28 protein-coding genes are annotated in these 26,388 nt (G+C 65.6%); 14 read left to right on the forward strand and 14 right to left on the reverse strand.

Annotation, left to right across the window (positions count from 1 at the left end; translation table 11 throughout):
• Window positions 1-134 precede the first annotated feature (134 nt).
• Both rpsR and rpsF read right to left on the reverse strand, forming a co-directional pair.
• Window positions 135-374, reverse strand: coding sequence for a 30S ribosomal protein S18 (gene rpsR, locus I6F12_RS08010; RefSeq protein WP_007592020.1), 240 nt, complete (start codon window positions 372-374; stop codon window positions 135-137).
• A gap of 5 nt (window positions 375-379) precedes the next feature.
• Window positions 380-847, reverse strand: a complete 468-nt coding sequence (rpsF, locus tag I6F12_RS08015; RefSeq protein WP_025035823.1) for a 30S ribosomal protein S6 — start codon at window positions 845-847, stop codon at window positions 380-382.
• Between the two features lie 347 nt (window positions 848-1,194).
• On the opposite strand from rpsF, the gene I6F12_RS08020 reads away from it, so the two are divergent.
• The 9 genes from I6F12_RS08020 to gmk all read left to right on the forward strand — a co-directional run bounded on the left by I6F12_RS08020 (window position 1,195) and on the right by gmk (window position 9,831).
• Window positions 1,195-1,899 carry a TetR/AcrR family transcriptional regulator C-terminal domain-containing protein gene (locus I6F12_RS08020; protein ID WP_036000718.1) on the forward strand — a complete coding sequence of 235 codons (705 nt, stop codon included), beginning with the start codon at window positions 1,195-1,197 and terminating at the stop codon, window positions 1,897-1,899.
• 3 nt (window positions 1,900-1,902) lie between these two features.
• Window positions 1,903-2,928: a fatty acid desaturase family protein gene (locus tag I6F12_RS08025; protein ID WP_036034039.1), complete on the forward strand. Its 1,026-nt coding sequence runs from the start codon at window positions 1,903-1,905 to the stop codon at window positions 2,926-2,928.
• 188 nt (window positions 2,929-3,116) lie between these two features.
• A complete protein-coding gene (gene fabD / locus I6F12_RS08030; RefSeq protein WP_225155924.1) occupies window positions 3,117-4,076 on the forward strand; it encodes an ACP S-malonyltransferase in 960 nt (319 codons plus the stop codon).
• A gap of 12 nt (window positions 4,077-4,088) precedes the next feature.
• On the forward strand, window positions 4,089-4,826 hold the full coding sequence (gene fabG, locus I6F12_RS08035) for a 3-oxoacyl-[acyl-carrier-protein] reductase (protein WP_025035827.1): 738 nt from the start codon (window positions 4,089-4,091) through the stop codon (window positions 4,824-4,826).
• A 312-nt stretch (window positions 4,827-5,138) separates the two neighbouring features.
• Complete coding sequence (locus I6F12_RS08040) at window positions 5,139-5,378, forward strand: acyl carrier protein (RefSeq protein WP_008551805.1); 240 nt, start codon at window positions 5,139-5,141, stop codon at window positions 5,376-5,378.
• 108 nt (window positions 5,379-5,486) lie between these two features.
• The gene (gene fabF, locus I6F12_RS08045) at window positions 5,487-6,752 is read left to right on the forward strand and encodes a beta-ketoacyl-ACP synthase II (RefSeq protein WP_109144009.1); all 1,266 of its coding nucleotides are present in this window, start codon (window positions 5,487-5,489) and stop codon (window positions 6,750-6,752) included.
• A 127-nt stretch (window positions 6,753-6,879) separates the two neighbouring features.
• On the forward strand, window positions 6,880-8,163 hold the full coding sequence (gene mltG, locus I6F12_RS08050; protein ID WP_036000702.1) for an endolytic transglycosylase MltG: 1,284 nt from the start codon (window positions 6,880-6,882) through the stop codon (window positions 8,161-8,163).
• A gap of 117 nt (window positions 8,164-8,280) precedes the next feature.
• Window positions 8,281-9,168, forward strand: a complete 888-nt coding sequence (locus I6F12_RS08055) for a YicC/YloC family endoribonuclease (RefSeq protein ID WP_109144007.1) — start codon at window positions 8,281-8,283, stop codon at window positions 9,166-9,168.
• A 3-nt stretch (window positions 9,169-9,171) separates the two neighbouring features.
• Window positions 9,172-9,831 (forward strand): guanylate kinase, encoded by a 660-nt coding sequence (gmk, locus tag I6F12_RS08060; RefSeq protein WP_036000695.1) that lies wholly within the window; start codon window positions 9,172-9,174, stop codon window positions 9,829-9,831.
• Here the strand turns inward: gmk and I6F12_RS08065 are convergent.
• A complete protein-coding gene (locus I6F12_RS08065) occupies window positions 9,764-10,966 on the reverse strand; it encodes a hypothetical protein (RefSeq protein WP_225155925.1) in 1,203 nt (400 codons plus the stop codon). The two genes, gmk and I6F12_RS08065, sit on opposite strands and share 68 nt — an antisense overlap.
• Window positions 10,967-11,233: 267 nt before the next feature.
• On the opposite strand from I6F12_RS08065, the gene I6F12_RS08070 reads away from it, so the two are divergent.
• From I6F12_RS08070 to I6F12_RS08080, 3 genes are all read left to right on the forward strand, one after another.
• Entirely contained in the window at window positions 11,234-11,551 is a 318-nt protein-coding gene (locus I6F12_RS08070; protein WP_225155926.1) for a metalloregulator ArsR/SmtB family transcription factor, read from the forward strand.
• On the forward strand, window positions 11,548-12,033 hold the full coding sequence (locus I6F12_RS08075; RefSeq protein WP_225155927.1) for an SRPBCC family protein: 486 nt from the start codon (window positions 11,548-11,550) through the stop codon (window positions 12,031-12,033). Before I6F12_RS08070 ends, I6F12_RS08075 begins: the two co-directional genes overlap by 4 nt.
• A 115-nt stretch (window positions 12,034-12,148) precedes the next feature.
• On the forward strand, window positions 12,149-12,760 hold the full coding sequence (locus I6F12_RS08080) for a cupin (RefSeq protein ID WP_036000681.1): 612 nt from the start codon (window positions 12,149-12,151) through the stop codon (window positions 12,758-12,760).
• On the opposite strand, the gene I6F12_RS08085 is transcribed toward I6F12_RS08080, so the two are convergent.
• Window positions 12,748-13,449 (reverse strand): Crp/Fnr family transcriptional regulator, encoded by a 702-nt coding sequence (locus I6F12_RS08085; protein ID WP_036022712.1) that lies wholly within the window; start codon window positions 13,447-13,449, stop codon window positions 12,748-12,750. The genes I6F12_RS08080 and I6F12_RS08085 overlap by 13 nt on opposite strands.
• Before the next feature lie 17 nt (window positions 13,450-13,466).
• A complete protein-coding gene (locus I6F12_RS08090; protein ID WP_036000675.1) occupies window positions 13,467-13,706 on the reverse strand; it encodes a hypothetical protein in 240 nt (79 codons plus the stop codon).
• 154 nt (window positions 13,707-13,860) lie between these two features.
• Between I6F12_RS08090 and I6F12_RS08095 the strand changes: the two genes are divergently transcribed.
• Window positions 13,861-14,598, forward strand: a complete 738-nt coding sequence (locus tag I6F12_RS08095) for a Crp/Fnr family transcriptional regulator (protein WP_225155928.1) — start codon at window positions 13,861-13,863, stop codon at window positions 14,596-14,598.
• A 10-nt stretch (window positions 14,599-14,608) separates the two neighbouring features.
• Here the strand turns inward: I6F12_RS08095 and I6F12_RS08100 are convergent, their stop codons facing one another.
• From I6F12_RS08100 to lptF, 9 genes are all read right to left on the reverse strand, one after another.
• Window positions 14,609-15,328: a Crp/Fnr family transcriptional regulator gene (locus I6F12_RS08100; protein WP_225112265.1), complete on the reverse strand. Its 720-nt coding sequence runs from the start codon at window positions 15,326-15,328 to the stop codon at window positions 14,609-14,611.
• Between the two features lie 158 nt (window positions 15,329-15,486).
• Window positions 15,487-15,723 carry a hypothetical protein gene (locus I6F12_RS08105; protein ID WP_225155929.1) on the reverse strand — a complete coding sequence of 79 codons (237 nt, stop codon included), beginning with the start codon at window positions 15,721-15,723 and terminating at the stop codon, window positions 15,487-15,489.
• A 74-nt stretch (window positions 15,724-15,797) separates the two neighbouring features.
• Window positions 15,798-16,856 (reverse strand): alcohol dehydrogenase, encoded by a 1,059-nt coding sequence (locus I6F12_RS08110; RefSeq protein ID WP_225155930.1) that lies wholly within the window; start codon window positions 16,854-16,856, stop codon window positions 15,798-15,800.
• A 23-nt stretch (window positions 16,857-16,879) separates the two neighbouring features.
• Window positions 16,880-17,737 (reverse strand): 16S rRNA (adenine(1518)-N(6)/adenine(1519)-N(6))-dimethyltransferase RsmA, encoded by an 858-nt coding sequence (gene rsmA / locus I6F12_RS08115; RefSeq protein WP_225155931.1) that lies wholly within the window; start codon window positions 17,735-17,737, stop codon window positions 16,880-16,882.
• Window positions 17,737-18,804 (reverse strand): 4-hydroxythreonine-4-phosphate dehydrogenase PdxA, encoded by a 1,068-nt coding sequence (gene pdxA, locus I6F12_RS08120; protein WP_225155932.1) that lies wholly within the window; start codon window positions 18,802-18,804, stop codon window positions 17,737-17,739. The genes rsmA and pdxA overlap by 1 nt, the downstream gene beginning before the upstream one ends.
• Window positions 18,804-19,739, reverse strand: a complete 936-nt coding sequence (locus I6F12_RS08125) for a SurA N-terminal domain-containing protein (RefSeq protein WP_036000650.1) — start codon at window positions 19,737-19,739, stop codon at window positions 18,804-18,806. Before I6F12_RS08125 ends, pdxA begins: the two co-directional genes overlap by 1 nt.
• A 61-nt stretch (window positions 19,740-19,800) precedes the next feature.
• Window positions 19,801-22,290, reverse strand: a complete 2,490-nt coding sequence (locus I6F12_RS08130; protein ID WP_225155933.1) for an LPS-assembly protein LptD — start codon at window positions 22,288-22,290, stop codon at window positions 19,801-19,803.
• Window positions 22,290-23,387, reverse strand: coding sequence for an LPS export ABC transporter permease LptG (gene lptG / locus I6F12_RS08135; RefSeq protein WP_036000645.1), 1,098 nt, complete (start codon window positions 23,385-23,387; stop codon window positions 22,290-22,292). The genes I6F12_RS08130 and lptG overlap by 1 nt, the downstream gene beginning before the upstream one ends.
• On the reverse strand, window positions 23,384-24,550 hold the full coding sequence (lptF, locus tag I6F12_RS08140) for an LPS export ABC transporter permease LptF (RefSeq protein WP_036000642.1): 1,167 nt from the start codon (window positions 24,548-24,550) through the stop codon (window positions 23,384-23,386). The genes lptG and lptF overlap by 4 nt, the downstream gene beginning before the upstream one ends.
• 338 nt (window positions 24,551-24,888) lie before the next feature.
• On the opposite strand from lptF, the gene I6F12_RS08145 reads away from it, so the two are divergent.
• On the forward strand, window positions 24,889-26,388 hold the full coding sequence (locus I6F12_RS08145; RefSeq protein WP_057028975.1) for a leucyl aminopeptidase: 1,500 nt from the start codon (window positions 24,889-24,891) through the stop codon (window positions 26,386-26,388).

Here is a 26,388-nt window from a genome sequence, read left to right on the forward strand (position 1 = left end):
CAGCTGTCCCGCTCCCTTCGAGCGGTTAGAGGCGTCGCTTGCCCCAACCATCGGCGACCGGACGACCCGGAAGCCTTATGAGTTCGAAAAGTCGCGACCGGCGGCGCTAGCCGCCGCCGGTCGAATTGGTCGTATCAGCGAATGACGTAGGGCAGGAGGCCCAGGAAGCGCGCGCGCTTGATGGCGCGGGCGAGCTCACGCTGCTTCTTCGCGGACACCGCGGTGATGCGGCTCGGCACGATCTTGCCGCGCTCGGAGACGTAACGCATCAGCAGCTTGGAGTCCTTGTAGTCGATCTTCGGAGCATTGGCGCCCGTGAACGGGCAGCTCTTGCGACGACGGAAAAACGGGCGGCGTGCACCAGCTTCAGCCATGATTCTTACTCCCCATCCGTGGTTTCAGCTTCATCGCGCGGACGGCGCGGACCGCGATCACCGCGGAAACCGCCCTCGCGGTCGCCACGGAAGCCGCCTTCACGCTCGCCGCGGAAGCCACCGCCGCGATCGTCACGCTCGCGATCACGGTCGGCCTTGCGCATCATCGCGGACGGGCCTTCCTCGAGCTCCTCGACGCGGACGCTGAGATAGCGGATCACGTCTTCGCTGATGCGCTCCTGGCGCTCGATCTCGGCGATCGCCGCGGACGGCGCGTCGATGTTGAGCAGCACGAAGTGCGCCTTGCGGTTCTTGTTCATGCGGTAGGTGAGGGAGCGCACGCCCCAATTCTCGGTCTTGGTGATCTTGCCGCCGAGACCTTCGACGATACCGGTCATCTGCGCAGTCAGCTCTTCGACCTGCTGCGGGCTCGCGTCCTGACGCGCGAGAAAAACATGCTCGTAAAGAGGCATGGTCGTCCTTTCCTCATGTTGGCGCATCGCCCGGCGTCAAACCCTTAAGAGGCCTTCGGAAAGGACTCTGGGATCAAGCTCAGAAGGCGGAAACACGGGACGACGGGCCGACTGGCCCTGCCACACCAAAATCACGAATGATTTGCTGAGACCGTCCGTTCAGCTCCCGGCCGGGGTCTGCGGATGGGCGCCTTATACGGATTTTGGCCGGCTTTGCAAGGTGGAGGGGCATCTTCGAGCCGAGCCGGTCCGCCCTCCAACGGGAACAAGAACCCCATCCTCCATACCAAGATTCGGCTTGATCTGTTTGTTTGTATAACATACAAATAAATCAGTGAAAGGATCCCATGGCAGAAGCGTCGGCCGATGCGCCGCTCGAAGCGGCAGGCGACCCCAAGCACGCCGCGCGCGCGACGCGCTCGGCCGGCCGCAAGATGCGGTCACTGCTCCTGGATGCTGCGAGCCCGCTGTTTCGGGAGCGGGGGCTGTCAGGCACGTCGATTACCGACATCGCGGCCGCCGCGGACGCGTTCCCGAGCCAGATCACCTATTACTTCCGCACCAAGGAGGCGCTGTTTGTCGAATGCGCCTGCCGCGATCTGTTGTATCTGGCGCGGGCCACCGAGCAGGCGGCGCTCAAGGCGCGGACTCCCGGGGAATACACCCACGCGCTGGCCGAGACCGTGACGGCGAGCGATTCGGTCGCCTTCTTCGCCGAGGCGCTGACGCTGACGCGGCGTCGCCAGGATCTCGCGCCGCTGGTGGAGCGCACCATCGAGCGCCTGCACAGCGAGGGTACGCGCGCTTATGCGGGGCAGGTCGCGCGGCACGGCTGGCGCTCGCTGCGCGCGCCCGACGAAAGCTCGCGGCGGTTCTGGGCCGTCGCCATCGGCGTCATTCTCGAGGGCTACGCGATGGGCCGCTCGCCCGAGGCGCTCTGCGCCGAGATGCTGCGCGTGCTGGGCGAGCAGGCGAAATCCACTGAAGACACCGCCCGCCTGCGTCTCGTCGAGGCGCGCGAGGCATCCGACAATTCCAATGGAAAGGGTTAGGCCATGACCGCGCTTCGCATGCGTGCCCGCGATTTCCTGACCGACGATCAATTGGCCGAGGTGCGCCAGCGCGCGACGTGGAAAGGCGCTGCGCTGATCGCGCACGCCTGGACGCTGATCATTGCAGCCATCGCGCTGGTCGCGTGGTGGCCCAATCCGCTCACCTATATCTTCGCCGTCGCCATCATCGGCTCGCGCCAGCTCGGCCTTGCGATCCTGATGCATGACGGCGCACATGGTTGCCTGTCCGCCGACGAGAAAACCAATCTGACGCTGAGCCAGTGGTTCTGCGCCTATCCGCTGTTTGCGGAGACGCGCAGCTACCGGCGCTATCACCTTCAGCACCATGCGCGCACCCAGCAGGAGGACGACCCCGACCTCGTGCTGTCGGCGCCGTTTCCGATCACCAAGTTGAGCTATCGCCGCAAGTTCATCCGCGACATCACCGGGCAGACCGGCTACCAGCAGCGCAAGGCGCAGTTGCTCAACGCGCTCGGGCCAAAGGACTGGTCATGGCGGCAACGTGCAGCGCATTTCTGGGAGATGCTCGGCCCGCAATGTGTGGTCAACGGGATCATGTTTGCCGCGCTCGCCGCGGCCGGCGTGTGGTGGGCCTATCCGCTGCTCTGGCTGGTGCCGCTCTTGACGTGGATGATGGTCATCACCCGCATCCGCAATATCGCCGAGCACGCCGTCGTCCCCGATAGTAGCGACCCCTTGCGCAACACGCGCACGACGCATGCCAATTTTCTCGAGCGCCTGTTCATCGCGCCGTATTACGTGAACTATCACCTCGAGCATCATCTGTTGTTCTACGTGCCCTGCTACAATCTGCCGAAGGTGCACCGGCTGCTGAGTGCGAGCCGGTACGCCGATCGCATGGAAGTGCAGCCGAACTACGCTTCGGTGCTGCGGCTGGCCACGGCAAAGCCGAACCGCGAGGATCGGCCGGGGCAACTGGTGAACAGTGCGCGCCGAGCGCGGGCAGGAGCGGACGTCGATGCCAACCAGACCGCCGGCGGGTTTTGAGGGGCTTATTCCCCGTTGAATGCTGCTCCAAGTTCCCGTCTCGGCTTGACAGTGCGGCCCCGGACGGTGTCTACGGCCCCCTTTGGAGCATGATCCGGAACCATGGCCCAAGGAACCACGGCCTAAGGCCGGGCGTAAATCGGCTGCCGGTTCAGAACAGGGATCATGCCTGACAGCAGGGAGCGCCGATGACGGCTGCATTCACATTTCCTGGGCAGGGTTCCCAGGCTGTCGGCATGGGCAAGGCCCTGGCCGACGCCTTTCCGGTGGCGCGCGCCGTATTCGACGAGGTCGATGCCGCGCTCGGGGAGAAGCTGACGGCCATCATCTGGGAAGGTCCGGCCGAAACTCTCCAACTCACCGAGAACGCCCAGCCGGCGCTGATGGCCGTGTCTATCGCGACCTTGCGCGTGCTCGAGGCCGAGGCTGGTTTTTCCGTGGGACGAGACGCGGCCTTCGTCGCCGGCCACTCGCTCGGTGAATATTCGGCGCTGGCGGCGGCCGGCAGCCTGACGGTTTCGGATACCGCGCGTCTGCTTCGCACCCGCGGTCTCGCAATGCAAAAGGCGGTCCCGGTCGGCGCCGGCGCGATGGCCGCGCTGCTCGGTCTCGACTACGAGGCCGCCATAGAGGTCGCGGGCGAGGCGGCGCAGGGGCAGGTCTGCCAGGCCGCCAACGACAATGGCGGCGGCCAGGTCGTCGTCTCCGGCGACAAGGCTGCGGTCGATCGCGCCGTCGAGATCGCCAAGGCCAAGGGCGCCAAGCGCGCGATGCTGCTGCCGGTGTCCGCCCCGTTCCATTGCAAGTTGATGCAGCCGGCTGCGGATGCCATGGCGGAAGCGCTGTCGAAGGTCACGATCAAGGCGCCGGCCGCCCCGCTGGTGTCGAACGTGCTGGCGAGCGCCATCACCGATCCCGACGAGATCCGCCGCCGCCTGGTCGAGCAGGTCACCGGCACGGTGCGCTGGCGCGAGTCGGTGGCTTACATGGCCGGGCAGGGCGTCACCCGCTTCTTCGAGATCGGCGCCGGCAAGGTGCTGACCGGTCTCGTCAAGCGTATCGCGGACGGTGCCGTCGGCATTGCGGTCGGCGGCCCGAACGATATTGCCGCCGCCAAGGATGCATTGGCCGCTGCGAAGCAGGCTTAAAGGAGTCCATCAATGTTCGATCTGACTGGCCGAAAGGCGCTCGTCACCGGCGCGACCGGCGGCATTGGCGGCGCGATCGCGCAGGCGCTGCACGCGCAGGGCGCCACCGTCGCCATTTCAGGGACGCGCAAGGAGGTGCTGGACGAGCTTGCCGGCAAGCTCGGCGAGCGCGCCCACGTGCTGCCCTGCAATCTCTCCAAGGCCGATGAGGTCGAGGCGCTGGTGCCCGCTGCGGAAGCGGCGATGGGCCAGGTCGACATTCTCATCGCCAATGCCGGCATCACGCGCGACAATCTCTTCGTGCAGCTTCGCGACGAGGACTGGGACGAGGTTATCAACGTCAATCTGACCGCGACCTTCCGCCTGGCGCGCGCCGCGACCAAGCTGATGATGCGCAAGCGCTTCGGCCGCATCGTCGCCATCACCTCGGTGGTCGGCGTCACCGGCAATCCCGGGCAGGGCAATTATACGGCGTCGAAAGCCGGCCTGATCGGCATGATCAAGACGTTAGGGGCCGAATACGCCAAGCGTGGCGTGACCGCGAACTGCATCGCGCCGGGCTTCATCAAGACGCCGATGACCGATGCGCTCAACGACAAGCAGCGCGAAACGATTCTCACCAAGGTTCCGGCCGCCCGCCTGGGGACGCCCGAGGACATCGCAGCGGCCGCCGTCTATCTGAGCTCGAACGAAGCAGCCTACGTCACCGGGCAGACCATCCACGTCAACGGCGGCATGGCCATGATCTGACATCTCGTGCCGCGTCGCCTGTCACGGCGGTGCGGCATGCGGCAAACGGCCGTTTCCGGAGCGAAATGAGGCTTGTAGTCAAGGCAATTGAAGTATGATAACCGGACCTCCAACGGATGGGCAAAGAACGCCATTGCAGGTTTTTGAAACCCTGTATATTGGCGATGCGGAGCCTTTGGCCGTCGTTCGCCGGGGCCTCCATCGGTTAGGATGGGCCAAATCAAAGTTCGTAAGCGAAGGCAGTCAAACGACCACGACGGCTCGTATCGTCCCGGGGGGTCGGGTCTACAGGGAACAACACGAGGTTAAGCAATGAGTGACATTGGCGAGCGGGTTAAGAAGATCGTGGTCGAACACCTTGGTGTTGAACCCGAGAAGGTTGTCGACAACGCGAGCTTCATCGACGACCTCGGCGCCGACAGTCTGGATACCGTCGAGCTGGTGATGGCGTTCGAAGAGGAATTCGGTTGCGAGATTCCGGACGACGCTGCGGAAACGATTCTCACCGTCGGCGACGCTACGAAGTTTCTCGAGAAGAACGCGAAGAGCTAAGGCTCTTCAATTTCGCGGGGACAACATTGAAACCGGACGGGCCGCTTCGCAGCGGTCAGCCGGTTTCTTGTTATTGGCCGTGATTCTTTCGATGCGGAGTTTTCGGATATGAGGCGGGTTGTCGTCACGGGTCTCGGCATGGTCTCGCCACTCGGCTGTGGCGTCGAGCCGACCTGGAAGCGCATCCTCAACGGCGAAAGCGGTGCGCGCAGGATCGAGAGCTTCGATGTCTCCGATCTGCAGACCAAGATCGCCTGCACGGTCGTGCGCGGCGACGGCTCGAACGACAGCTTCAATCCGGACAAGTGGATGGAGCCGAAGGACCAGCGCAAGGTCGACGACTTCATCATCTTCGGCATGGCCGCGGCCGGTCAGGCGCTCGACGACGCCAACTGGCATCCCGAGACCGAAGAGGACAAGTGCGCGACCGGCACCATGATCGGCTCCGGCATCGGCGGCCTCAACGGCATCGCCGATACCGCGATCCTGCTGAAGGAGCGCGGGCCGCGCCGGGTGTCGCCGTTCTTCATTCCCGGCCGCTTGATCAATCTCGCCTCCGGCTACGTCTCGATCGCGCACGGGCTGAAGGGGCCGAACCATTCGGTGGTCACGGCATGCTCGACCGGCGCGCATGCGGTTGGCGATGCCGCCCGCCTGATCGCGCTGGGCGATGCCGACGTGATGGTCGCGGGCGGCGCCGAGTCGCCGATCAGCCGCATCGGCATTGCCGGCTTCAACGCCGCGCGCGCGCTGTCGACCGGTTTCAACGAGACTCCCGAAAAGGCCTCGCGTCCCTACGATAAAGACCGCGACGGCTTCGTGATGGGCGAGGGAGCCGGCGTCCTCGTGCTGGAGGAGCTGGAGCACGCCAGGCGGCGCGGCGCGAAGATCTATGCCGAGGTGATCGGCTATGGTCTGTCGGGTGATGCCTATCACATCACGTCGCCGTCGCCCGACGGCGATGGCGGCTTCCGCAGCATGTCGGCCGCGCTCAAGCGTGCCGGGCTGACGCCGTCCGATCTCGATTACATCAACGCGCACGGGACCTCGACGCCGCTCGGCGACGAGATCGAGCTCGGCGCGGTCGAGCGTCTGCTCGGCAACGCCGCCTCCAAGGTCGCGATGTCCTCGACCAAGTCGTCGACCGGCCATCTGCTCGGCGCGGCCGGTGCGATCGAAGCGATTTTCGCGATTCTGGCGATTCGCGATAATGTCGTGCCGCCGACGATCAATCTCGACAATCCGTCGGTCGAGACCGCGATCGATCTCGTGCCGCACAAGTCGAAGCAGCGTGAGGTCAACGTCGCGTTGTCGAACTCTTTTGGTTTTGGCGGTACCAATGCGTCGGTGATCGTCCGGCGCCTAGTCAGTTAGTTTGTGTTTGAGACGAATCCACCGTTTTGCCGTATTCGGCGATAGTCATGGACGTGGGCGCGTGCGTTTTTGGCAGGGCAAGCGATTGTCGGGCCGCTATTGAACCGGCAGGATTCAGGTTGTTTCGATGAGTGAAAGGCCGCCCATTTCACCCCGGAGTCCGCGGGCCGCGCTCGAGCCCGAGCAACTTCCGCCGCCGCCCAAGCGGTCGGACCGCGCGCGCAATCCGTTCGTCGTCGTCGGCAACGCCATCATCACCCTTCTGCTGATCGCCATGCTCGGCGCCGGCGGCGTCTATTATTACGGCCGCCAGGTGCTCGAGGCGCCCGGACCGCTGAAGGAGGACAAGATCGTCAACATCCCGCAGCGTGCGGGCAAGCGCGACATCGCCGAGACGCTGAACCGGGAAGGCGTGACCGACGTCAATCCCTGGGTGTTCATCGCCAGCGTCGCCGCGTTGAAGGCGAGCTCGGACCTCAAGCCGGGTGAGTATTCCTTCCAGAAGAACGCCTCGCTGCGCGACGTCATCGGCACCATCGTCGAGGGCAAGGTGGTGCAGCACGCCGTGACGATTCCCGAAGGCCTGACCTCCGAGCAGATCGTGGCGCGGCTGTCCGACAACGACATCTTCACCGGCAGCGTGCGCGAGCTGCCGCGCGAAGGCACGCTGCTCCCGGAGACCTACAAATTCCCGCGCGGCACCCCGCGCGAGCAGGTGGTCCAGCGCATGCAGCAGGCGCACAAGCGTGTGCTGTCGGAGATCTGGGAACGCCGCAATCAGGACATTCCAGTCAAGACGCCGGAGCAGCTGGTCACGCTGGCGTCCATCATCGAGAAGGAAACCGGCAAGGCGGACGAGCGCAGCCGTGTCGCCGCGGTGTTCGTCAACCGGCTGAAGCAGCGGATCAAGCTGCAGTCCGATCCGACCATCATCTACGGCCTCGTCGGCGGCAAGGGAACGCTGGGCCGGCCGATCAAACGCAGCGAGATCACGCAGCCCTCGCCCTACAACACCTATGTGATCGACGGCCTGCCGCCGGGCCCGATCTCCAATCCGGGCCGCGCCTCGCTCGAAGCTGCCGCCAACCCGGCCCGCACCCGCGACCTCTATTTCGTCGCCGACGGCACCGGCGGGCATGCCTTCACCGAAACCTACGACGCGCACCAGAAGAACGTCGCCAAGCTCCGCGCGATGGAGAAGCAGATCCAGAACGACACGGTCGAGCCGCCCGAGGACGCGCAGCCGCCGGCCGTTGCCGCGCCTGGCGCTGCCGACGCGCCGACCGCGGCCACGCCGGCACGGCCCAATCAGCAGAAGAGGCCGCCGGCAGCACGCCCGGCTGCTCCAGCCAATCCCCCACCGGCCCGGCAGGGCGCGGTGCAGGGCTCGCCGCCGGTGGTTCAGCGCTGAGCCTTGCGCGCAGATCGGCTTGCGGACATTGCCGATTCCACTTTCCGGCAAAATAGTCTTAAGATTCGCGTGGCTTGATAGCCTCGCGAATCCCGTGTTCCTGGAGAATTTGAACTGATGGCGCTGTCGTCCATGACCGGCTTTGCGAGATGCCACGGCGCAAGCGGGCCGTATACGTTCGAATGGGAGTTGAAGTCGGTCAATGCCAAGGGCTTCGACTTGCGCGTGCGGCTGCCGCAGGGGTTTGATGAGCTCGAGGCCCATGCCAAGAAGCGCGCGGGCGAGCTGCTCTCGCGCGGCACCGTCTATGCCAATCTCACCGTCAAGCGCACCAATGCCGCCGCCACCGTCCGCATCAACGAGGACGTGCTCAACGCGGTGCTGAAGGCCGCCGCGCTGATCTCGGGGAAGGTCGACGCGGTGGCGCCGAGCATCGACGGCCTGCTCGCCATCAAGGGCGTCGTCGAGGTCGCCGAGCCCGAGGGCGACGAGGAGGAGGACAAGGCAGCGCGCACTGCTGCCGCCGAGGCCTTCGACAAGGCGCTCGACGAGCTCGTTGCGATGCGCAAGCGCGAGGGCACTTCGCTTGGGCAGATCCTGACCCAGCGCGTCGACGAGATCGAGCAGCTGGCGAAGAGAGCGGAGGCCGCGCCCGGCCGCAAGCCGGAGGCGATCAAGGCGAAGCTCGCTGAGCAGATCGCAGCGCTGCTCGACACCTCCGACCGTTTCGACTCCGACCGCCTGATGCAGGAGGCGATCCTGATCGCGACCAAGGCCGACATCCGCGAGGAGCTCGACCGCATCGCCTCCCACATCGCGCAGGCGCGCGAGCTGATCGGCAAGGGCGGCCCGATCGGGCGCAAGCTGGATTTCCTGGCGCAGGAGTTTCACCGCGAGGTCAACACCTGCTGCTCGAAGTCGAACGACATCGAGTTGACCAACACGGGCCTCGCCATGAAGAACGTGGTCGAGCAGTTCCGCGAGCAGGTGCAGAATCTGGAGTGATCGATGACGACGGGCGGTCACGGAACTGACGGTGTCGAGCGGCGCGGATTGATGTTCGTGCTGTCCTCGCCATCAGGCGCGGGCAAGACGACGCTGTCGCGCATGCTGATCGACCGGATGCCGGGCTTGAAAATGTCGGTTTCTGCGACCACGCGCGCGATGCGGCCGGGCGAGGTCAACGGCAAGGACTATACGTTTGTCGATAAGGCGACGTTCGATGCCATGGTGAAGGCCGACGAACTGCTGGAATGGGCGACGGTGTTCGACAACAGCTATGGTACGCCGCGCGGCCCCGTGGATGCGGCGTTGTCGGCCGGCCAGGATGTGCTGTTCGACATCGACTGGCAGGGCACCCAGCAATTGAAACAGAAGGCGCGCGCCGATGTCGTCAGCGTCTTCATCCTGCCGCCCTCGGCCGCCGACCTCGAGAAGCGCCTGCATTCGCGCGCGCAGGATTCCGACGAGGTGATCCGCAAGCGCATGAGCCGCGCCAGCGACGAGATGAGTCACTGGGCCGAGTACGACTACATCGTGATCAACCACGCGGTCGACGAAGCCTTCGCCGAGGTGCAGTCGATCCTGAAGGCCGAGCGTCTCAAGCGCGAGCGGCGGATTGGCCTCGTAGGCTTCGTGCGAAGTTTGCAAGGTCAGCTTCAAGGTTAGGCCGCGACAGGCGCGGCCCTTCCTTCGCCAGCTGCTCCAGCATCGTCGTGATCGCGTCGACATCGACGGCATCGGTATCCCGACCTGCCGGCGCGTCATCGCGATCCGCCTCAATTTCGTTGGCGGCAAGCTTGGGTGCAGCAGCCCGATCGAACAACTTGATCTCGACCTTGTCGCTTCTGGACTCGACCGGTTTTGCGGCCGGAGCGACGGCACGTTGCCTGCGCGCGTCGATCAGCTCGATCTCGCGGCCGATCGCGGCGAGTTTCGTCACTTGTCTTGTCGGTTGCGGACGTGCCGCATCGAAGTCGATCGGGCGGGGCGGCTGGGCGGCGGCCGGCGGTGAATCGCGCCAGGGCGCGTGGCTTCCGTCATGGTCCTGCGGCGCCCAATCGTCCCAATGCCCGCGGCGGTCGGCGGCCCTGGCGCGGACGCGTCCGCCGGCGAAGCGGTAGATGACGCTGGCGAGGATGCCGGCGAGCGCCAGCGCACCGCCGATCACAAGCATCAGCATCTGCAGCGAACCGCCGGACTTGTCAGTCGTGCCATCGGCCGCGGGCGAGAGCGGAGCAGGGGATTTTGACAGCTTCGCGTTTGGCTGCGCGGCTGCTGCAACCGTGGTTTCCGCCGGCTGATGCGCTGGCGCGGTGGACGCTGTGGAGGCCTCGGGCCAGCGCGCGGTCACGGCCGGCTGCTGCGCGTTGGTTTCAGCGACGCTGCTCGGCGGCTGCGGCGCGACCGCGGGTGCATTCGCTGCAGCCGGCGCGGGCGCGGCCATGTTCGGCGTGCCCGCTGCGGCACTCGTCTGCGGCGCGATATATTCCGCGCGCGCGTTCTGCACGGCCTGCGGCGGTGCTGCATCCGGCTCGGATGTATCGGTCGTCGCCTGCGCGGTCTGTGCGGCTTTGCCGCCTGCGGCGCGCAGATACCAGCACTTGCGCTTCGTCGTGCGATCGAGGCGGTAGTACCAGTGCTGGCCCTGCGGCGTGGCATCCTTCGGCGAAGCCAGGCAGTCGGGCGCGGCGGCGGCCGTGCTCGATGGCGTCGGCGCGTTCTGCGATTCCGCGGCCAATGGCGCGCCCGCGAGGATGCTGGCGACGAGGGTCGAAATGAACTTTGCGGCGCGGTTGCCCATCCTGGTCTCCCGGTTACGCATGACGCAACTCTCAACGAGCCCCTTCTCGTCAAAGACTTGGGTGGCAATGAGCCGCAAATCCGGAGAGGATGTGGCTTGAATCGGGCCTGCGCGACGTTCGTTCCGCCCCGGATGAGACTCTCCCAACGTCACGATCAGAGTTCCACGCCACGACCTAAGCCGGTTGACACGATAATAAGTCAGCACTAATCATTAGTAATAACTTATGACAAGTCGAACAAGCGTGGCATGGGGCGGTGAGTGTCTATGGCTAAGGACAGCGCACAACTGGCCGCACTCGGCGATCCCACCCGCAGGCGGATATTCGAGCTTGTCGGTGCACGGCCACGCACGGTCGCCGAGATCACGCGACAGCTGCCCGTGTCCCAGTCGGCCGTCTCACAGCATCTCAAGGTGCTGCGCGAATCCCGCTTGGTTCGTGCAGAGCCGAAGGGCGCCAGCAACGTCTATTACGTCGATCCGGCGGGAGTCGGCCAGATGCGAGCCTGGCTCGACCGGTTCTGGAGCGACACGTTGGCCGCTTACAAACTAGCCGTCGAAAAACCATCGGAGGGATCCAGATGAACACACGTGTATCGATTGCGGCCGTCAAACATTCCATCGTCGTCGAGGCGCCGATCGAGCGCGCGTTCAAGGTCTTCACCGAAGACTTCGGCAGCTTCAAGCCGCGCGAGCACAATCTGCTCGCCGTTCCCATCGCAGAGACCGTATTCGAACCTCGGGTGGGCGGAAGCATTTATGATCGGGGGATCGACGGCAGCGAATGCCGCTGGGCGCGCGTGTTGGCGTTCGAACCACCCAATCGAGTCCTCTTGAGTTGGGACATCAGCCCGCGCTGGCAAATCGAGACCGATCCCGCCAAGACGAGTGAATGGGAGGTCCGGTTCATTGCGGAGACACCAAGCCGGACCCGCTTGGAGCTGGAGCACCGTCGCCTCGATCGGCATGGCGAGGGCTGGGAAGGCGTCCGCAGCGGCGTTGACAGCGATCAGGGTTGGCCGCTCTATCTGCGGCAGTTTGCCGAACTGATTGCCGCCAAGCGTTGACGCGCTTCCTTCCGACGCCGCGTCATGACGAGGAGAGGCCCTGTCGGGCCTTGCTCCGATCGGGCCCGGAAACTTCTCACCTCCGCAGCCGTTATTTCGCGGCTGAGGAGACGTCATGCCGGTCAAGGATCAGATCAAGAACTTCGCCAAGAAGCTGGTAGAGGAGCAGCCCGATGCAGCGACGCTGCGGGGGCTGGTACGGGCCCGCAAGCCCACGGCCATGCACTTTCGCGATGACGGCATCGTGCCGAACCATCCGCGCTTCCCGGCGCTGCTCTATCGCGGCGCGGTGAAGCTGAACGGTCGGCGCTTTCCGCCCGAGGTCGTCATCGACACGCTGTTCGACACCAATGGCTGGGGCCGGTCGTGGCGCGACACCGTGTACGACTTCGTCCACTATCATTCGCAGATCCATGAAGTGATGGGCGTGGCGCGCGGCACGGCGAGGATCGAGTGCGGCGGGATCAAGGGCCGCATCCTGAAACTGAAAGCCGGGGACGTGCTGGTCCTGCCCGCGGGCACCGGCCACCGGCTGATCGAATCCAGCCGGGACTTTATGGTCGTCGGCGCCTACCCGCAGGACGGCACCTATGACGAGTGCACCGACACGCGCCAGCGTCCCGACGCGGTCAAGCGCATCGCCAAGGTCCGCAAGCCGAAGACGGATCCCGTGCTGGGGAGCGGCGGACCGCTGCTCGCCGCGTGGCGGTCCGCTCAGCTTAGATAATCAGGCGAGAAATCCGCAAGTCTGCGCAGCTCGTCGGGCTGGAGCAGCTCGATCTCGCTGCCGTCCCAGGCGATCAACCCGCGATGCCTCAGCTCCTGGATGGTGCGGTTGACGTGAACGATGGACAGGCCACAGGCGTCCGCGACGTGGCGTTGCGTCATTGGCATCTGGAAGCAGTTGCGCTTGACGAGGCCGACGATCTCCAGCCTTGCCGCGAGCTCGCAGATGAGGTGCGCGACCTTGGGCAGCGCCGCCTGCGCACCGAGGCGGGCGATCCATTGCCGCGAGATGGCCGCGTCGATCAGCGTCTCGCGCCAGAAGACGCGGGTCAGGTGGATCGAGCTGTCGAGCAGCTGGCGGAGCTGGCTGTGGGCGACGGTGCCGACGATGGTCGGGCCGAGCCCCACGAGATCCGCGTCCATCGGCGAGACCAGCAGCGTGTGCAGGCATGGCATGTCGCCGGGAACATGGAAGGCGAGGGTCTGGCTGCGATCGCCGACGATGCGCGACTGGTAGAGGAAGCCGCTGACGACGAAGACACAGCGGCTCGCGGCCTCGCCTTGGCGCAGCACGATCTCGCCATCCGCGACCTGGCGCAGCGTGGACGGCAAGCCCGCGATCTGGCGGCGCTCGTCCTCGGACAGGCCTTCGATCGTCTGCAGACGGACGATGAATTTCGGATGTGGCATGGGCCTCGCGTGCAGCTTCAGCCGTCCCGCGGCACGGACGCCTCGGCCAGGCGACGCGACAGTTTCGCAAGCGTCCAGTCGGAAACCGGCACGGAGCGGAACTCGCGGATGGCGCGAGCGAGCTCCTGATCCGACATCGGCCGGACCGGCTCCCTCAGCGTTCCCTTCAGCAAGGCGTCGCTGATGCTGTCCAGATGCTCGCCGGCATCGGATGCGAACAGGCGCCGGATGCGCTCCAGGAGAGTGGTGCTTTTCATGTTAAGGCCGGCTGGTCCGAATGGGGGGATGGGGTGGCTGCGATCGATGCGTCGCAAGCCGGTTAGCAACCTGTGCTTCCGATCTGCGTTCTAGTCCGCTGAACGCAAGCCGGACGTATCATTTGATAGAACCGGCGCGATTTTTGGCGGCTCCATGGAAAAAGCTCACGACGTGCTGATACGGAACCTCGGCGAGCACACCGGGCTCGCAGAGGAGGATATGGGCGAGATTCGCGCGTTGACCTTCATGCTGCGCGATTTCGCAACCAATGAGGATTTCATCCGTCAAGGCGATGAGCCCGAGCATTCCGCTTTGGTCGTCTCCGGCATGGTAGCCCGCTATCACCTGCTCGGCAGCGGGCGGCGGCAATATCTGGCGTTCCATCTCACCGGCGATCTTCCGGATGCGCAGGGGTTGTTCATCGACCAGATGGATCACGGGCTCAGTGCGCTCGGGCCGGCGTCGGTGGCGTTCATCCCGCACCGCGAACTGTTCATCGCGTTCCGGCGGCGGCCGACCTTCGCCCTCGCGGTCTGGCGCGAGACGCTGCGCGATGCCGCGATCTTTCGCGAGGCCATCACCAACAACAGCGCCCGGCCGATGCAGACGCGCATGGCGCACTTGTTTTGCGAGCTGTTCTACCGCGCCCGCGCTGCGCAGCTGGTGCGCGGCAATCGTTGCCGCATGCCGATCAGTCTCACGCAACTCGGCGAGACGCTCGGCATGGCGATCGCGACGGTGAACCGGACGCTCGCCGATCTCAGGCGCAGCGGCGCGATGGATCTTCGTGATGGCGAGCTGGTCGTGCTGAAATGGCGCGAGCTGCAGCGGCTCGGCGATTTCAGTCCGACCTATCTGCATCTGAAGCGGCAGTCGCCGCCGCATGCGTGAGGCGGAGGCATCAACCCTCCGCGGGTGCCGCTCCACCGCGCACCTCGTGGAAATGCTTCTTCACCCAATCGTTACAGCAGCAGGCTCTCGCTTCGAGCGCTGCTGCGTCGAGGATCAGGATGGCGCCGCGGCGGGTCGCGAGGATGCGCCGCGCCTTGAACATCTGGATGACGCGGCTGGCATAGCTGCGGGAGACGCCCAGCATGCCGGCGAGCTGCTCGTGGGTGAGAGGAATCTCGGCTCCGCCGATATGTTCCTGCGCGGACATGATCCACTTGGCGGCCCGCTGCTCGATCGAATGCGCAGCGTTGCAAGCCGCAGTCTGCAAGAGCTGCGCGAACTGGCAGTCGGCATAGCGCGCGAAGGCCTCCTGGAGCGTCGCCGATCTCTGCTGCGCCTGCTCGAGCGCGCGCAACGGCAGCCGCACCAGGGTGCCGCCAAACTTCACGACCATGCGCGAATAGGCGAGCGAAGGGCTGGGGCCGGCGGCGATGCCGACCGCGCCCTCGCGCCCCACCAGCAGGCTTTCGACCTCGCGATCGTCCTCGACCGGCACGGCGAACGACACCAGCGCGGGACCGCATGGAAAATGGACCGCGGCGACGTCGTCGCCGGCGTGATGCAGGACGTAGCTCGCCTCGACGTCGATCGGCTGGAGGTGAGGCGCGAGCAGTTCGAAATCCTGATGATTGAGCTGCCGGAGCAGATCGTTCTGGGGCCGACCGGTCACATTGTGTTCTCTTGGGCGGGCCGGGAATCGGCGCCAGCGGCAAACCTACGTTTCCGCGGCGGAACCGACGGTTCCAAAGTGCACACAACGGACGTTCGAACGTTGAAAACCAGAGCACGGCGTCGCGGCTTCAGCGGGCTGGACGGCAGCGAGGATCGTCAGACGCAGCGGACTTCGCGATCCCCCGTCAGTCGGCCCTGTGACGCAGCGGCGCGGTAAGCGTCGATCGCCCGGTTGGCGAGCATCAATTGCCGGCGCTCACCGGTTCGAAGCTGGGCCTCGATGGCGTCGAGCAGGAAGTTCGCGCTCGCGTCCGGCGGCCCGAGCTCGCCGCTCTTCTCCAGGCAGCTCCAGGCGATGAAGAATGCGCTTTCGACGGTGCAACGGATCGACATGCGCAGCCAACGCGGCGCGGCCGCAGGCGTTCCGTGCGGCGGGCGAGACTTGCGTCGGACCCGCCGCGCCGCGGTCAGTTCTTCAGGACGATGCGGCCGACGACCTTGCCGGCACGCAATTCGTCGATCCATTTCTGCACGTCGCCCATCGGCTCCTCGCGCATCGGCGTCGGCTTGATCTTGCCGGCGCGGGCGAGCGCCATCAGCTCGTGAGCCTCCGCGAGCGTGCCGACCATGAAACCTTCGATGGTCATGCGCTTGTAGACCCATTGCACCATCGGCAGCGTGAACTGGCCGCCCATCAGGCCGGAGACCACGATCTTGCCGCCGCGCGCGGCAACGGCGACGGCAAAGGCCATCGACTTCTCGTTGCCGGCGAAATCGACGATCTCGTCGAAGCCGCCCTCGGTCTCCTTCAGGATGCGTTTGATCACGTCGGGCTCGGCCGGATCGTAGGCCACCGCGGCGCCGTTCTTGAGTGCGGTCTCGCGCGCGGCCGGCGAGAGGTCGGCGACCGTGATCGGCTGCTTGAACATCGCCTGCGCGAACGACAGGCCCATCATGCCGACGCCGCCGAGGCCGATCAGCAGCAGATTGCGCTGGCGCGGACGGTCGGCCAGGCGCTTGAGCGCGCCATAGGCGGTGACGCCGGAGCACATCAAGGTCGCGGCCTGGTTGACCGGGAGGGGATCGTAGTCGAGCAGATATTTGGCGTCGGGGACCAGAACGTGGGTGGCGAAGCCGCCGTCGATGGAGACGCCGAGGAAGCGCTGCTTGACGCAGAGATTCTCGTCGCCATTGGCGCAGTCGCGGCACTGGCCGCATCCGATCCACGGAAACACCGCCTTCTTGGCGCCGACGAGGCTGGCCGGAACATCGGGGCCGACCTCGTCGACGACGCCCGCGATCTCGTGGCCGAGCGTGAAGGGCAGCGTCATGCCGCGCGTGGTGTCGAGCTTCTTGCCGCCGCCGAGATCGGCATAGCCGTCCTGGATGTGGAGATCGGAATGGCAGAGACCGCAGCGCTCGATGCGGACCAGGACCTCACGGCCTTGCGGCTTGGGCGTCTCGACGATGGTCTCGCACAGCGGCGCATCGAACTTGACCAGGGACTGCCGACGCATCAACGCCATTTTCTTTCCTCCGGAATTCTTGGTTACTCGGTTTCGCTGCGTATATCCGCCAATTCACGCGCCATGGCAACAAAGCCGGAGATGGGAATGGTCTCGGCGCGCCGCGTCGCGTCGACGCCGGCGGCTCGTGCAAGCCGCGCCGGATCGACATTCAGTGATTTCAGGCTTTGCCGCAGCATTTTCCGGCGCTGGCCGAAGGCGGCGGCGGCGACCTGCTCGAGCAGCCTGCGATCGCAGGCAAGCGGCTCTGCGCGCGGCTTGAGGCGCACGACGGAGGAGGTGACCTTCGGCGGCGGCACGAAGGCGGACGGCGCAATGTCGAACAGGATCTTGGTCTCGCAGCGCCAGTTGGCGAGCACGCCGAGCCGGCCATAGGCCTCCTCGTCTTCGCGCGCGACGATGCGCTCGCCGACCTCGCGCTGGAACATCAGCACCATCATCTCGTACCAGGGCGGCCACGGCTCGGTAATGAGCCAGTTGATGAGAAGCTGGGTCGCGATGTTGTAGGGCAGGTTGGCGACGATCTTGGCGCGTTCGCCCGCGAGCAGCGGGCGTGGATCGAAGGTCATGGCATCGCCATGCACGATCTCGAGTCTGCCCGGGTAGCGCGCGGAAATATCCTGCAAGGCGGGGATCGCGCGCTCGTCGTGCTCGATGGCGATGACGCTGCGGGCGCCGAGCGCGAGCAGCGCCCGCGTCAGCCCGCCCGGGCCGGGGCCGATCTCGACGATGGTGGAATCCTCGAGCGGTGCGGCCGCACGCGCGATGCGCGCGGTGAGATTGAGGTCCAGCAGGAAGTTCTGGCCGAGCGATTTGCGCGCCGACAGCGCGTGCTGGCGAATGACCTCGCGCAGCGGCGGGAGGTCGTCGATCGCGCTCATCAGCTTGTCGCAGCCGCCATGCGGCTGGCGAGCCGCAGCGCGGCGATCAGGCTCGCCGGATTGGCCTTGCCCGTGCCGGCGATGTCGAAGGCGGTGCCGTGATCGGGCGATGTGCGGATGAAGGGCAGTCCGAGCGTGACGTTGACGGCGTCGTCGAAGGCGACGGTCTTGATCGGGATCAGCGCCTGGTCGTGATACATGCAGACCGCGCAATCATAGGTCCGTCGCGCCGCCTCGTGGAACATGGTGTCGGCGGGCAGCGGCCCTCTGGCCTCGATGCCTTCGTTGCGCAGCGCTTTCAGCGCCGGGACGATGACGGTCTGCTCCTCGTGGCCGAGCGAGCCGTCCTCGCCGGCATGGGGATTGAGACCGGAGACCGCGATGCGCGGCCTTGCGATGCCGAAGCGGGACTTCAGCTCGGTGGCGACGATGCGGACGGTCGAGACGATCAGCTCGCTGGTGAGCTCGCCCAGCGCATCGCGCAGCGAGACGTGGATGGTCACGGGCACGACGGCGAGCTGGGGCGACCACAGCATCATCACCGGCTGCGGCACGCGGCCGTTCTCCGCGGCGAGCTCGGCGAGGAATTCGGTATGGCCGGGATGACGGAAGCCGGCGCGGTAGAGCACGCTCTTGGCGATCGGGTTGGTGACGACGGCACCGGCACGGCCCGCGCGCACGTCGAGGACCGCCTGCCGGATCGAGGCGAGCGCGGCCGGCGCGCTGGATGAATCGGGCTTGCCGGGCTCGGCGGTGGCGCGCTCGCCGGTCGCGACCACGGGCAGGGCGTCCGTGAACGCGGAACCCGCTTCACTGGGGCCCACCGCGGCGATCCTGATATCGGCGCCGAGTGCCTTGGCGCGGCGCGCGATCAGGGCCTCGTCGCCGAGCAGATAGAAGGCGGGCAGGTTCAGCTCGCCCCGCCTGAGCCAGGCCGCGATCGTGATGTCGGGGCCGATGCCGGCGGGCTCTCCCACGGTGAGGGCAAGGGGCTTGGCTGCATGGGGCTTGGTTGCAAGAGGCTTGGCTGCGGACTCGGTGGAGGGCTCTGAGAAGGGCTTGGCCATCAGCGGTTGCGATATTCGATCATCGCCGCCTTGCGCAGCTCGTCGAGATAGGCCTTCTGCGTCTTCTCGTACTTCTCCTGATACATCTTCTCGCGGACCTCACGCTTCTTCGGCGTGTCGATCATGGTCGGCTTGCGCGAGCACAGCACCACCATCTCGATGCCGTTCTTGGTCATCTCGGGCGCGGTCAGGCGGCCGATCGGGGTGTCGTCGAGCACCTTGCGCAGCGGCTCCGGCAGCTCCGCGGTGGTCTTGGTGACGGTGTCGCGGATGGTCGCGTTCGGGGTCGAGCGGAACAGCGAATTGGCCTCCTCGCAGCTCCCGACGCGGGCCCGATAGGACTCGGCTTCTTTCTTCCGGGTTTCCAGGAACGCCGCCGACGAGCCGCGCGGCACGATCAGCACGATCGGCTGCATCTTGTACTCGGTGCCCTCGATCTGAAGCTTTTCGCCGGTCTGCGCCTGCACGGCCTGCGCGACGTCGCGCTCGCCGACCAGCAGCTTCTCCTTGAAGCGGCCGCGCACGAGGCTGCCCCAGACCATCTCGGCCCTCATGCGGCTCTTCAGCGTCTCCGGGCGGACGCCCTTGGATTCGAGCGACTTGGTGAGCTGATCCGGCGTGATGCGCATGCGCTGCGCCATGCCGTCATAGGACTGGTTGATGTCGGAGACGCTGGGATCGACGCCGTATTTCTTGCCTTCCTTGATCTTGACCTTGTCGTCGATCAGCACGTTGATGACCTCCTGCCGGCTGGGGGTCTTCTGTGTCGACAGCTGGTCGAGCTTGATGCGCTGCTCGATGTCGAAATCGGTGATGGGATCGCCGTTGACCATCACGGCGATGTTCTGCGCGCGCGACGGCGAGGGCAGGGCGGCCAAGATCAGCCCGGCACCGATGGCGAGAAGGAGGCGGAAGACAGGCAATGGCGTCGTCATGATGTCGCTCGCATGTCGGCCGCGTCGAGATAGGGCAAACGCGGCCGGCACTTCAAACCATTTACTGGAGGCCGGCGGAACTGCTGGAGGTCGTTGAGTTCGCCAGCGTGCGCAGGCCGATTTGGAACATGAACGCGTGGCTCAGCGTGGGCGGTGCGGTGCCCGCCGAATAGCTATACGAAGTTACGTAATTCGCCGCCAGCACGAAGCAATCGTCGACATAGCCGGCACCGAGCACATATTGGTTGATCTTGTTGGCCTCGAGGTCCCAGCGCGCCGAGCCCGACACCACCCAGTTGGTCGCAACCTTCAGCGAGCCCGTGGTCAGGATGCCCTCGCGGCGGGTCAGATAGCCCAGCTCCGGCTGCTCTGCGTAATTGCCGTACAACACGCTGACCGACCAGCGATTGAAGTTGGCGCGGCCTTCCGCCTCGAAGCGCTGCACGTTCCAGGTCTGCTCGTCCATGCGGGAGCGGACGCTGAACGTGTAGGTGCTGTTCGGCGAGTAGTTGGCGCTCGCAACGTAATCCGACCGCGGCTTGTCGAGGCCGGAGTTGAGGCCGGTATTGATGGCATCCTGCACCGTGAAGGAGTTCAGGCCGAACAGGTGGTAGGACTGGCCGAACAGCACCTTAACGGCGCCGCCCCTGTCGAACTGCGTGGTGGACTGCACGCCGACATTGGCGCGGCCGCCGCCCTCGACGCGGTCGTAGCCGGAGAACTTGTCGACGCTGAACAGGTTCGAGGCGTCGAACACCAGGCTCTGGGCGTCCTCGTTCGGCAGCCTGCCGGCATAGGTCTCGTTCGGCCGGATGATGATCTGCGCGATCGGCTCGAGGGTGGTCGAGCCCCAGGGCTGAACGTTGATGAAGGGATAGCGGTACTCCAGGCCCAGGGTCGGCATCAGGCGGAACGCCTCGGTGTCGCCGACGGGCAGGTAGTTCGACACGCCGGGCTGGTTGGAGACCGAGGACCTGATCGCGTCGGCACGCAGGCTCGCGAACGGCGTCCAGATCTGGCCGAACGGGTCGGTGAAGGACTTGCGCCACTGCGCTTCCGCGGTGAGGCGGGTGTAGGTGCCGGGGAAGCCGCGCAGCAGGCACTGCGAGGGCATCCGCGCCAGCGGATCGGCCGATGCCGTGGTGCACAGGCTGTTGGTGTTGGCGAGCGTCGTGATCGGGTCGAACACCGCTTCGTCGCGCGACAGGTTCACGAAATTGGTCTTGTAGCTGAACTCGCCGCCGAAGACGGGATAGTTGAGCACGTTGGAATAGTCGATCACCGGGTAGACGATCGGCACCTGGCTCTGGTTGCCCGAATAGCTCAGCCAGTACATCGTGCGCGCATCGAAGAAGCTGCGGTTGCCGACGCCGGTCAGATAGAGCTGCGACAGCGCTTCCGTCGGCAGCAACAGGAACGAGCCGAGCGGATCGCGGTACTGGTAGAGCCGGTAGTCCGAAAAGAAATAGTAGTCGGACATCAGCACGCCGTCCCAGCCCCAGACCCATTTGTCGTTGAGGGCGAACTGACCCTTGGTGTCGATGGCGCCGCGGAACTCGCGGTCGCCGGGCAGCCCCGCGAATGCTCCGGGATCGAGCTGGTAGATGCCGTAGGCACGGATCTGGTAGGCGCCGTCGATCAGGCGCTGGCGGAATTCGCCCTGCAGCAGCGCGCCTTGCCGCGACAAGAAGCGCGGGGTGATGGTCGCGTCCATGTCGGGCGCAATCGCCCAGTAATAGGGAACCTCGACGCCATAGCCCGTTCTGTCCGTGCCCGAAATATAGCCCGGCATCAGGAAGCCGGATTTACGCTTCACCGTCGGGTCGGGCGTCGAGAAATAGGGCATGTAGGCGAGCGGCACGCCGAAGAACTCGATCTGTGCCGTCTCGAAATACAGCATCTTCTCCTGCTGGTCGTGGATGATGCGGGCACCCTTGACCTGCCACAGCGGCGGCTTCTTCGGATCGTCCTTACACGGCGCGCAGGCCGTGTAGACGCCGTTCTCGAACACCGTGTAATTGCCGCTGGAGCGGTCGGCGCGGCTCGCGGCCATGCGCGTCTGGTCCGCCGTGTCCACGCGCAGCGAATCGACGAAACCGTCGCGGTAATCGTCGGAGAGATCCAGGATCTCGGCATAGGTGATCTTGCCGTCGGCATCCGTCATGCGGATGTTGCCCTCGGCATGCAGCCGCTTGGTCTTCTGGTCGTAGATGACCCGGTCGGCCTCGACGCTGGTGCCGTTGTAGAACAGCTGCACGTTACCGACCGCGGAGACGCGCGAGTTGTTGTAGTCGTAGTTCACCTCGGTGGCCTGAACCAGCATCTGGTTGTCGTTGGGGGCCTTTGGCGGCTTCGCACGCGGCGGCAGCGGATTGTAGGTGAAGCTCTGGGCCTTCGCCGGCGCCACGGCGGCAGCGTCGATCAAGCCGCCGAGCGAGGCAGCCGCGACGACGGCAATCAGGAGCCTGCGGACGGACAAGTCGCGCCCGTTCGCGCGCACCCATGTGCGCCGCGTCAAACGAGACACGTGCCCTCGGCGGACGGCAGTCACTATCCGTCCTCCTGATAGAGCAAGGCCAAAAAGCCGGTGAGGCCGCCCACCACAACGGGCAACCACGCCGCAGCGATCGGATGCATCAACTCAGCCTTGCTCAAGTCCTCAGTTACTTTCGACAGAACGTAGAGCAGAAAGCCTGCGCCCACGCCACTCAAAACCATCTTCTGCACGCCGCCCATCCGGAAGAAGCGCAACGACACGGAGGCCGCGAGCATCACCATGGCTGCGAGCAAAAACGGCTGTGCCAGAAGCTTCTGATACTGGAGTCGGTATCCGGCTGTCGCGAAGCCCGAGCTTTCGGAGGAGCGGATGTAGCTCGGTAGTTGCCAAAAGGACACAGTCTCGGGGGTGGAAAAGCTGTTGCGGACCTGCGCCTCGGTCAGCGTGGTCGGAATTTCCAGGGTGGCCTGGTCGATCGGCGGTCCGTCCAGCGAGAAGCGGCGGACGCCCTTGAACAGCCAGCGGCCGGCATCCAGCGTCGCCTCGCGCGCCTCGACCCGCTCCTTGAAGTGCTGGTCCTGGTCGAACCGGAACAGCGTCAGCCCGGTCAGCCGGATGCCCTGCTGCTCGCTGCGCGCCGCATTGATGATGGTCTGCCCGTCGCTGGTCATCTGGTTGAGCCAGAAGCCGGAGGCGTCCTGGATGCCGCCGCCGGGTGCGGAGCCGAACAGCTCGGCCTCCATGCGCTTGGACAGCTCGCGCAAATTGGCCGACATCGGGTTGTAGGCGACGGTGGCGATCACGCCGATCAGGAGCGCACTGCCGAGCGCGGGCGCGATGAACTGCCAGGCGGAGATGCCCGCGGCGCGCGCCACCACGAGCTCGAGCCGGCGGGAGAGGGCGAGATAGCAGGTCATGGCGCCGATCAGCATGCAGAACGGCGTCAGCTTCTCCAGGAGCTGCGGCACCCGGAACAGCGAGGTCTCGGCCACCATGAGCGCGGAGGCGGATGCAAGGCCCGAGGTCTTGCGCACCATCTCGATGTAGTCGACCAGCACCAGCAGCAGGAAAATGCCGCCGAAGACGCCGAGCGCCGCGACCACGAAGCGGCCGGCGAAATAGCGCCCCAGTGTGTTGGTGAGCATGCTCATGCGGTGGCCGGACGTCCGAACAGCCGTGCGATCCGTGCATTCGACCGGTTGATGGCCTCCATCAGGCCGGGAGGCGGTTCGACCACGACACCGCGGATGATCATCCAAAGCCCGACGCCGATGGCGCCGAAAACCATCGCATATTGAGCCAGCACCGCGCCCGGCGACTTCACCGCCATCACCGAGCAGGCGAAACCGGCCATGCGCAGGCCGAACACCGCCACGATCGAGGAGGCGATGGAGAAGTTGCGGCTCTGGCGAGTGGTGCGCGGCGCTCCGAGAAAGGCAAAGGTCAGCACCGCAAAGGCGAACGGATACATCGGCGCGAGCAGGCTGTCATGCAAGGCCGCGCGGAACTGCCCTGGAATCTGCTTGTAGACGGGATCGTTGTCGGATGGCGAGAACAGCTCCCAGAGATAGCGCTCGCGGATGCCGAGGGTGACGTCGCGGCCCTTGGCGAATTTCGACATGTCGAAGCCGTAGCGGCCGAAGGCCACGAGCGCCGGATCGCGCTTGCCCGCCTCGAAGCGCTGGAGATTGCCGGTTTCCAGCACCAGGAACGAGCCGGTCTCGTTCTTCACGACCTCGCCGTGCTCGGCGACAATCGAGACGCGCTCGTTCGGATCGCGGCGGTCGTCGATGAAGATGCCGGCGAGGATGCCGCCCGGTTGGCGTTCGCGAATCCGGATCGTGAGGTTCTCGTCGAGCCGGGCGAAGCGGCCGGGCTGCAGGATGTTGGTGAGCACGTCCGCGGTGATCTCGGCATCCCACTGCTTGATGCGCCGCATCCCGTCTGGGGCGAGATAGGCCGCGATGAAGGCGACCAGCAGCGCCACCACGCAGGTGGCATAGAAGAACGGAACGAACAGCCGGATCGGCGAGAAGCCGGCGGCATTCATCACGATGATCTCGGAATCGGTCGCGAGCTTGTTCAGTGTGTGCGAGATCGCGATCATCAGCGCGATCGGCGAGATGATCAGGACCAGGGCCGGGATCACGAGGCTGGTGATGCCGAGGAAGGTGAGGATGGTCTGACCCTGGCTCGTCATCAGGTCGATGCCGCGCAACGCCTGCGTAATCCAGATCACGCCGGTGAGGCTGACCAGGACCAACGCAAACGACGCCAGCGTCGTGCGGAAGATATACCTATCGATCGACCCCATGCGCTACCGCACGAATTCCCACCAAGCCCCAATTCCGATCGGAATTCCGGCTGCCCAACCAATCCCCGATCAGGGGATCCCCAAGGTCGGCCAACAGCTCTTCCGCCAGTTCATCCTCTCACTACCATCCCTTTGATCCGTCAACAAAATGGCTGCCCCGTGGCACCCTTATCATATGGTTAATATTTCGCTGTTGTGGCGTGGGGGCCACGGCGGAGCTTGGCATCTGCCGGGCGGGTGGCCCATAGTGGGGGACGCCTCAGTGAATCGCCGTTCAGCTCCGGTTGTGGCTGGAACGCCCGAACGACGAAAAGCCCCATCTTTTGGAGGAGTTATCCATGTCCGATGCCATCAAGGTCGGCTTTGTCCCGCTGTCTGCCGCCCCTCGTGGCATCCTGGTCGTGTTCTGCGACGACGGCCTGAAGCTCGGTCCGGCGACGGTCAAGGCCCTCGGCGGCGCTGCCGAGATTGTGAAGCGCGCGGCGGCTGCGGCCGCCTTCAAGGGCAAGAGTGGTGCTGCGCTGGACATTCTGGCGCCGGAGGGGGTGAAGGCGACCCGGCTGATCGTGATCGGCGCCGGCAAGGCGACCGGCCTCAAGGCCAACGATTTCCTCAAGTTCGGCGGGGTGGCGGCCAGCAAGCTGCCCGCCGGCACCAGCGCCATGACCATCCTGGCGGAGCTGCCGGGTGGCGCCCTGACCAGCGAGCAGGCGGTTGCGATCGCCTCGGGCCTGCGCTTACGCGCTTACAAGTTCGATCGCTACAAAACCAAGAAGAAGGACGGCGAGGAGGGCGGCGCGCGCGCCGACGTCTCGCTTGCGGTCGGCGATGCCGGTGCGGCGAAGAAAGCGTTCGCCGCGGCCGGCCATGTCGTCGACGGTGTGATCATCGCACGCGACTTCGTCAACGAGCCGCCGAACGTGCTTTTCCCGGAGGAGTTCGCCCGCAGAGCGGGTCAGCTCCGCAAGCTCGGCGTCAAGGTCGAGGTGCTCGACGTCAAGGCGATGCAGAAGCTCGGCATGGGCGCGCTGCTCGGTGTCGGCCAGGGTTCGGCGCGGCCGAGCCGCACCGTGATCATGCGCTGGGACGGCGCCAAGAAGGGCGAGGCCCCCGTCGCCTTCGTCGGCAAGGGCGTCTGCTTCGACACCGGCGGCATCTCGATCAAGCCGGCCGGCAGCATGGAGGACATGAAGGGCGACATGGGCGGCGCGGCCTGCGTCGTCGGCCTGATGCATGCGCTCGCCGCGCGCAAGGCGAAGGTCAACGCGGTCGGCGCCATCGGCCTCGTCGAGAACATGCCCGACGGCAACGCGCAGCGGCCGGGCGACATCGTCACCTCGATGTCCGGCCAGACCATCGAGATCATCAACACCGACGCCGAGGGCCGCCTCGTGCTCGCCGACGTGCTTTGGTACGTCGCCAAGAAGGTGAAGCCGAAATTCATGGTGGACCTTGCGACGCTGACCGGCGCCATCATGGTGGCGCTCGGCACCGAGCATGCCGGCATGTTCTCCAACAACGACGAACTGGCCGACCGGCTGCTCACGGCAGGCATCGAGAGCGGGGAGAAGGTCTGGCGCATGCCGCTCGGCCCGGAATACGACAAGCTGATCGATTCCCAGTTCGCCGACATGAAGAACACCGGCGGCCGCCATGGCGGCTCGATCACCGCCGCGCAGTTCTTGCAGCGCTTCGTCGACGGCGTGCCCTGGGCCCATCTCGACATCGCCGGCACCGCCATGGGCGCGCCGAAGACCGACATCAACCAGAGCTGGGGCAGCGGCTACGGCGTTCGCCTGCTGGACCGCCTGGTCGCCGACCATTACGAGCGCAAATGA

This window comes from Bradyrhizobium sp. IC4059 (genome assembly GCF_020193615.1).
Classification (GTDB): domain Bacteria; phylum Pseudomonadota; class Alphaproteobacteria; order Rhizobiales; family Xanthobacteraceae; genus Bradyrhizobium; species Bradyrhizobium yuanmingense.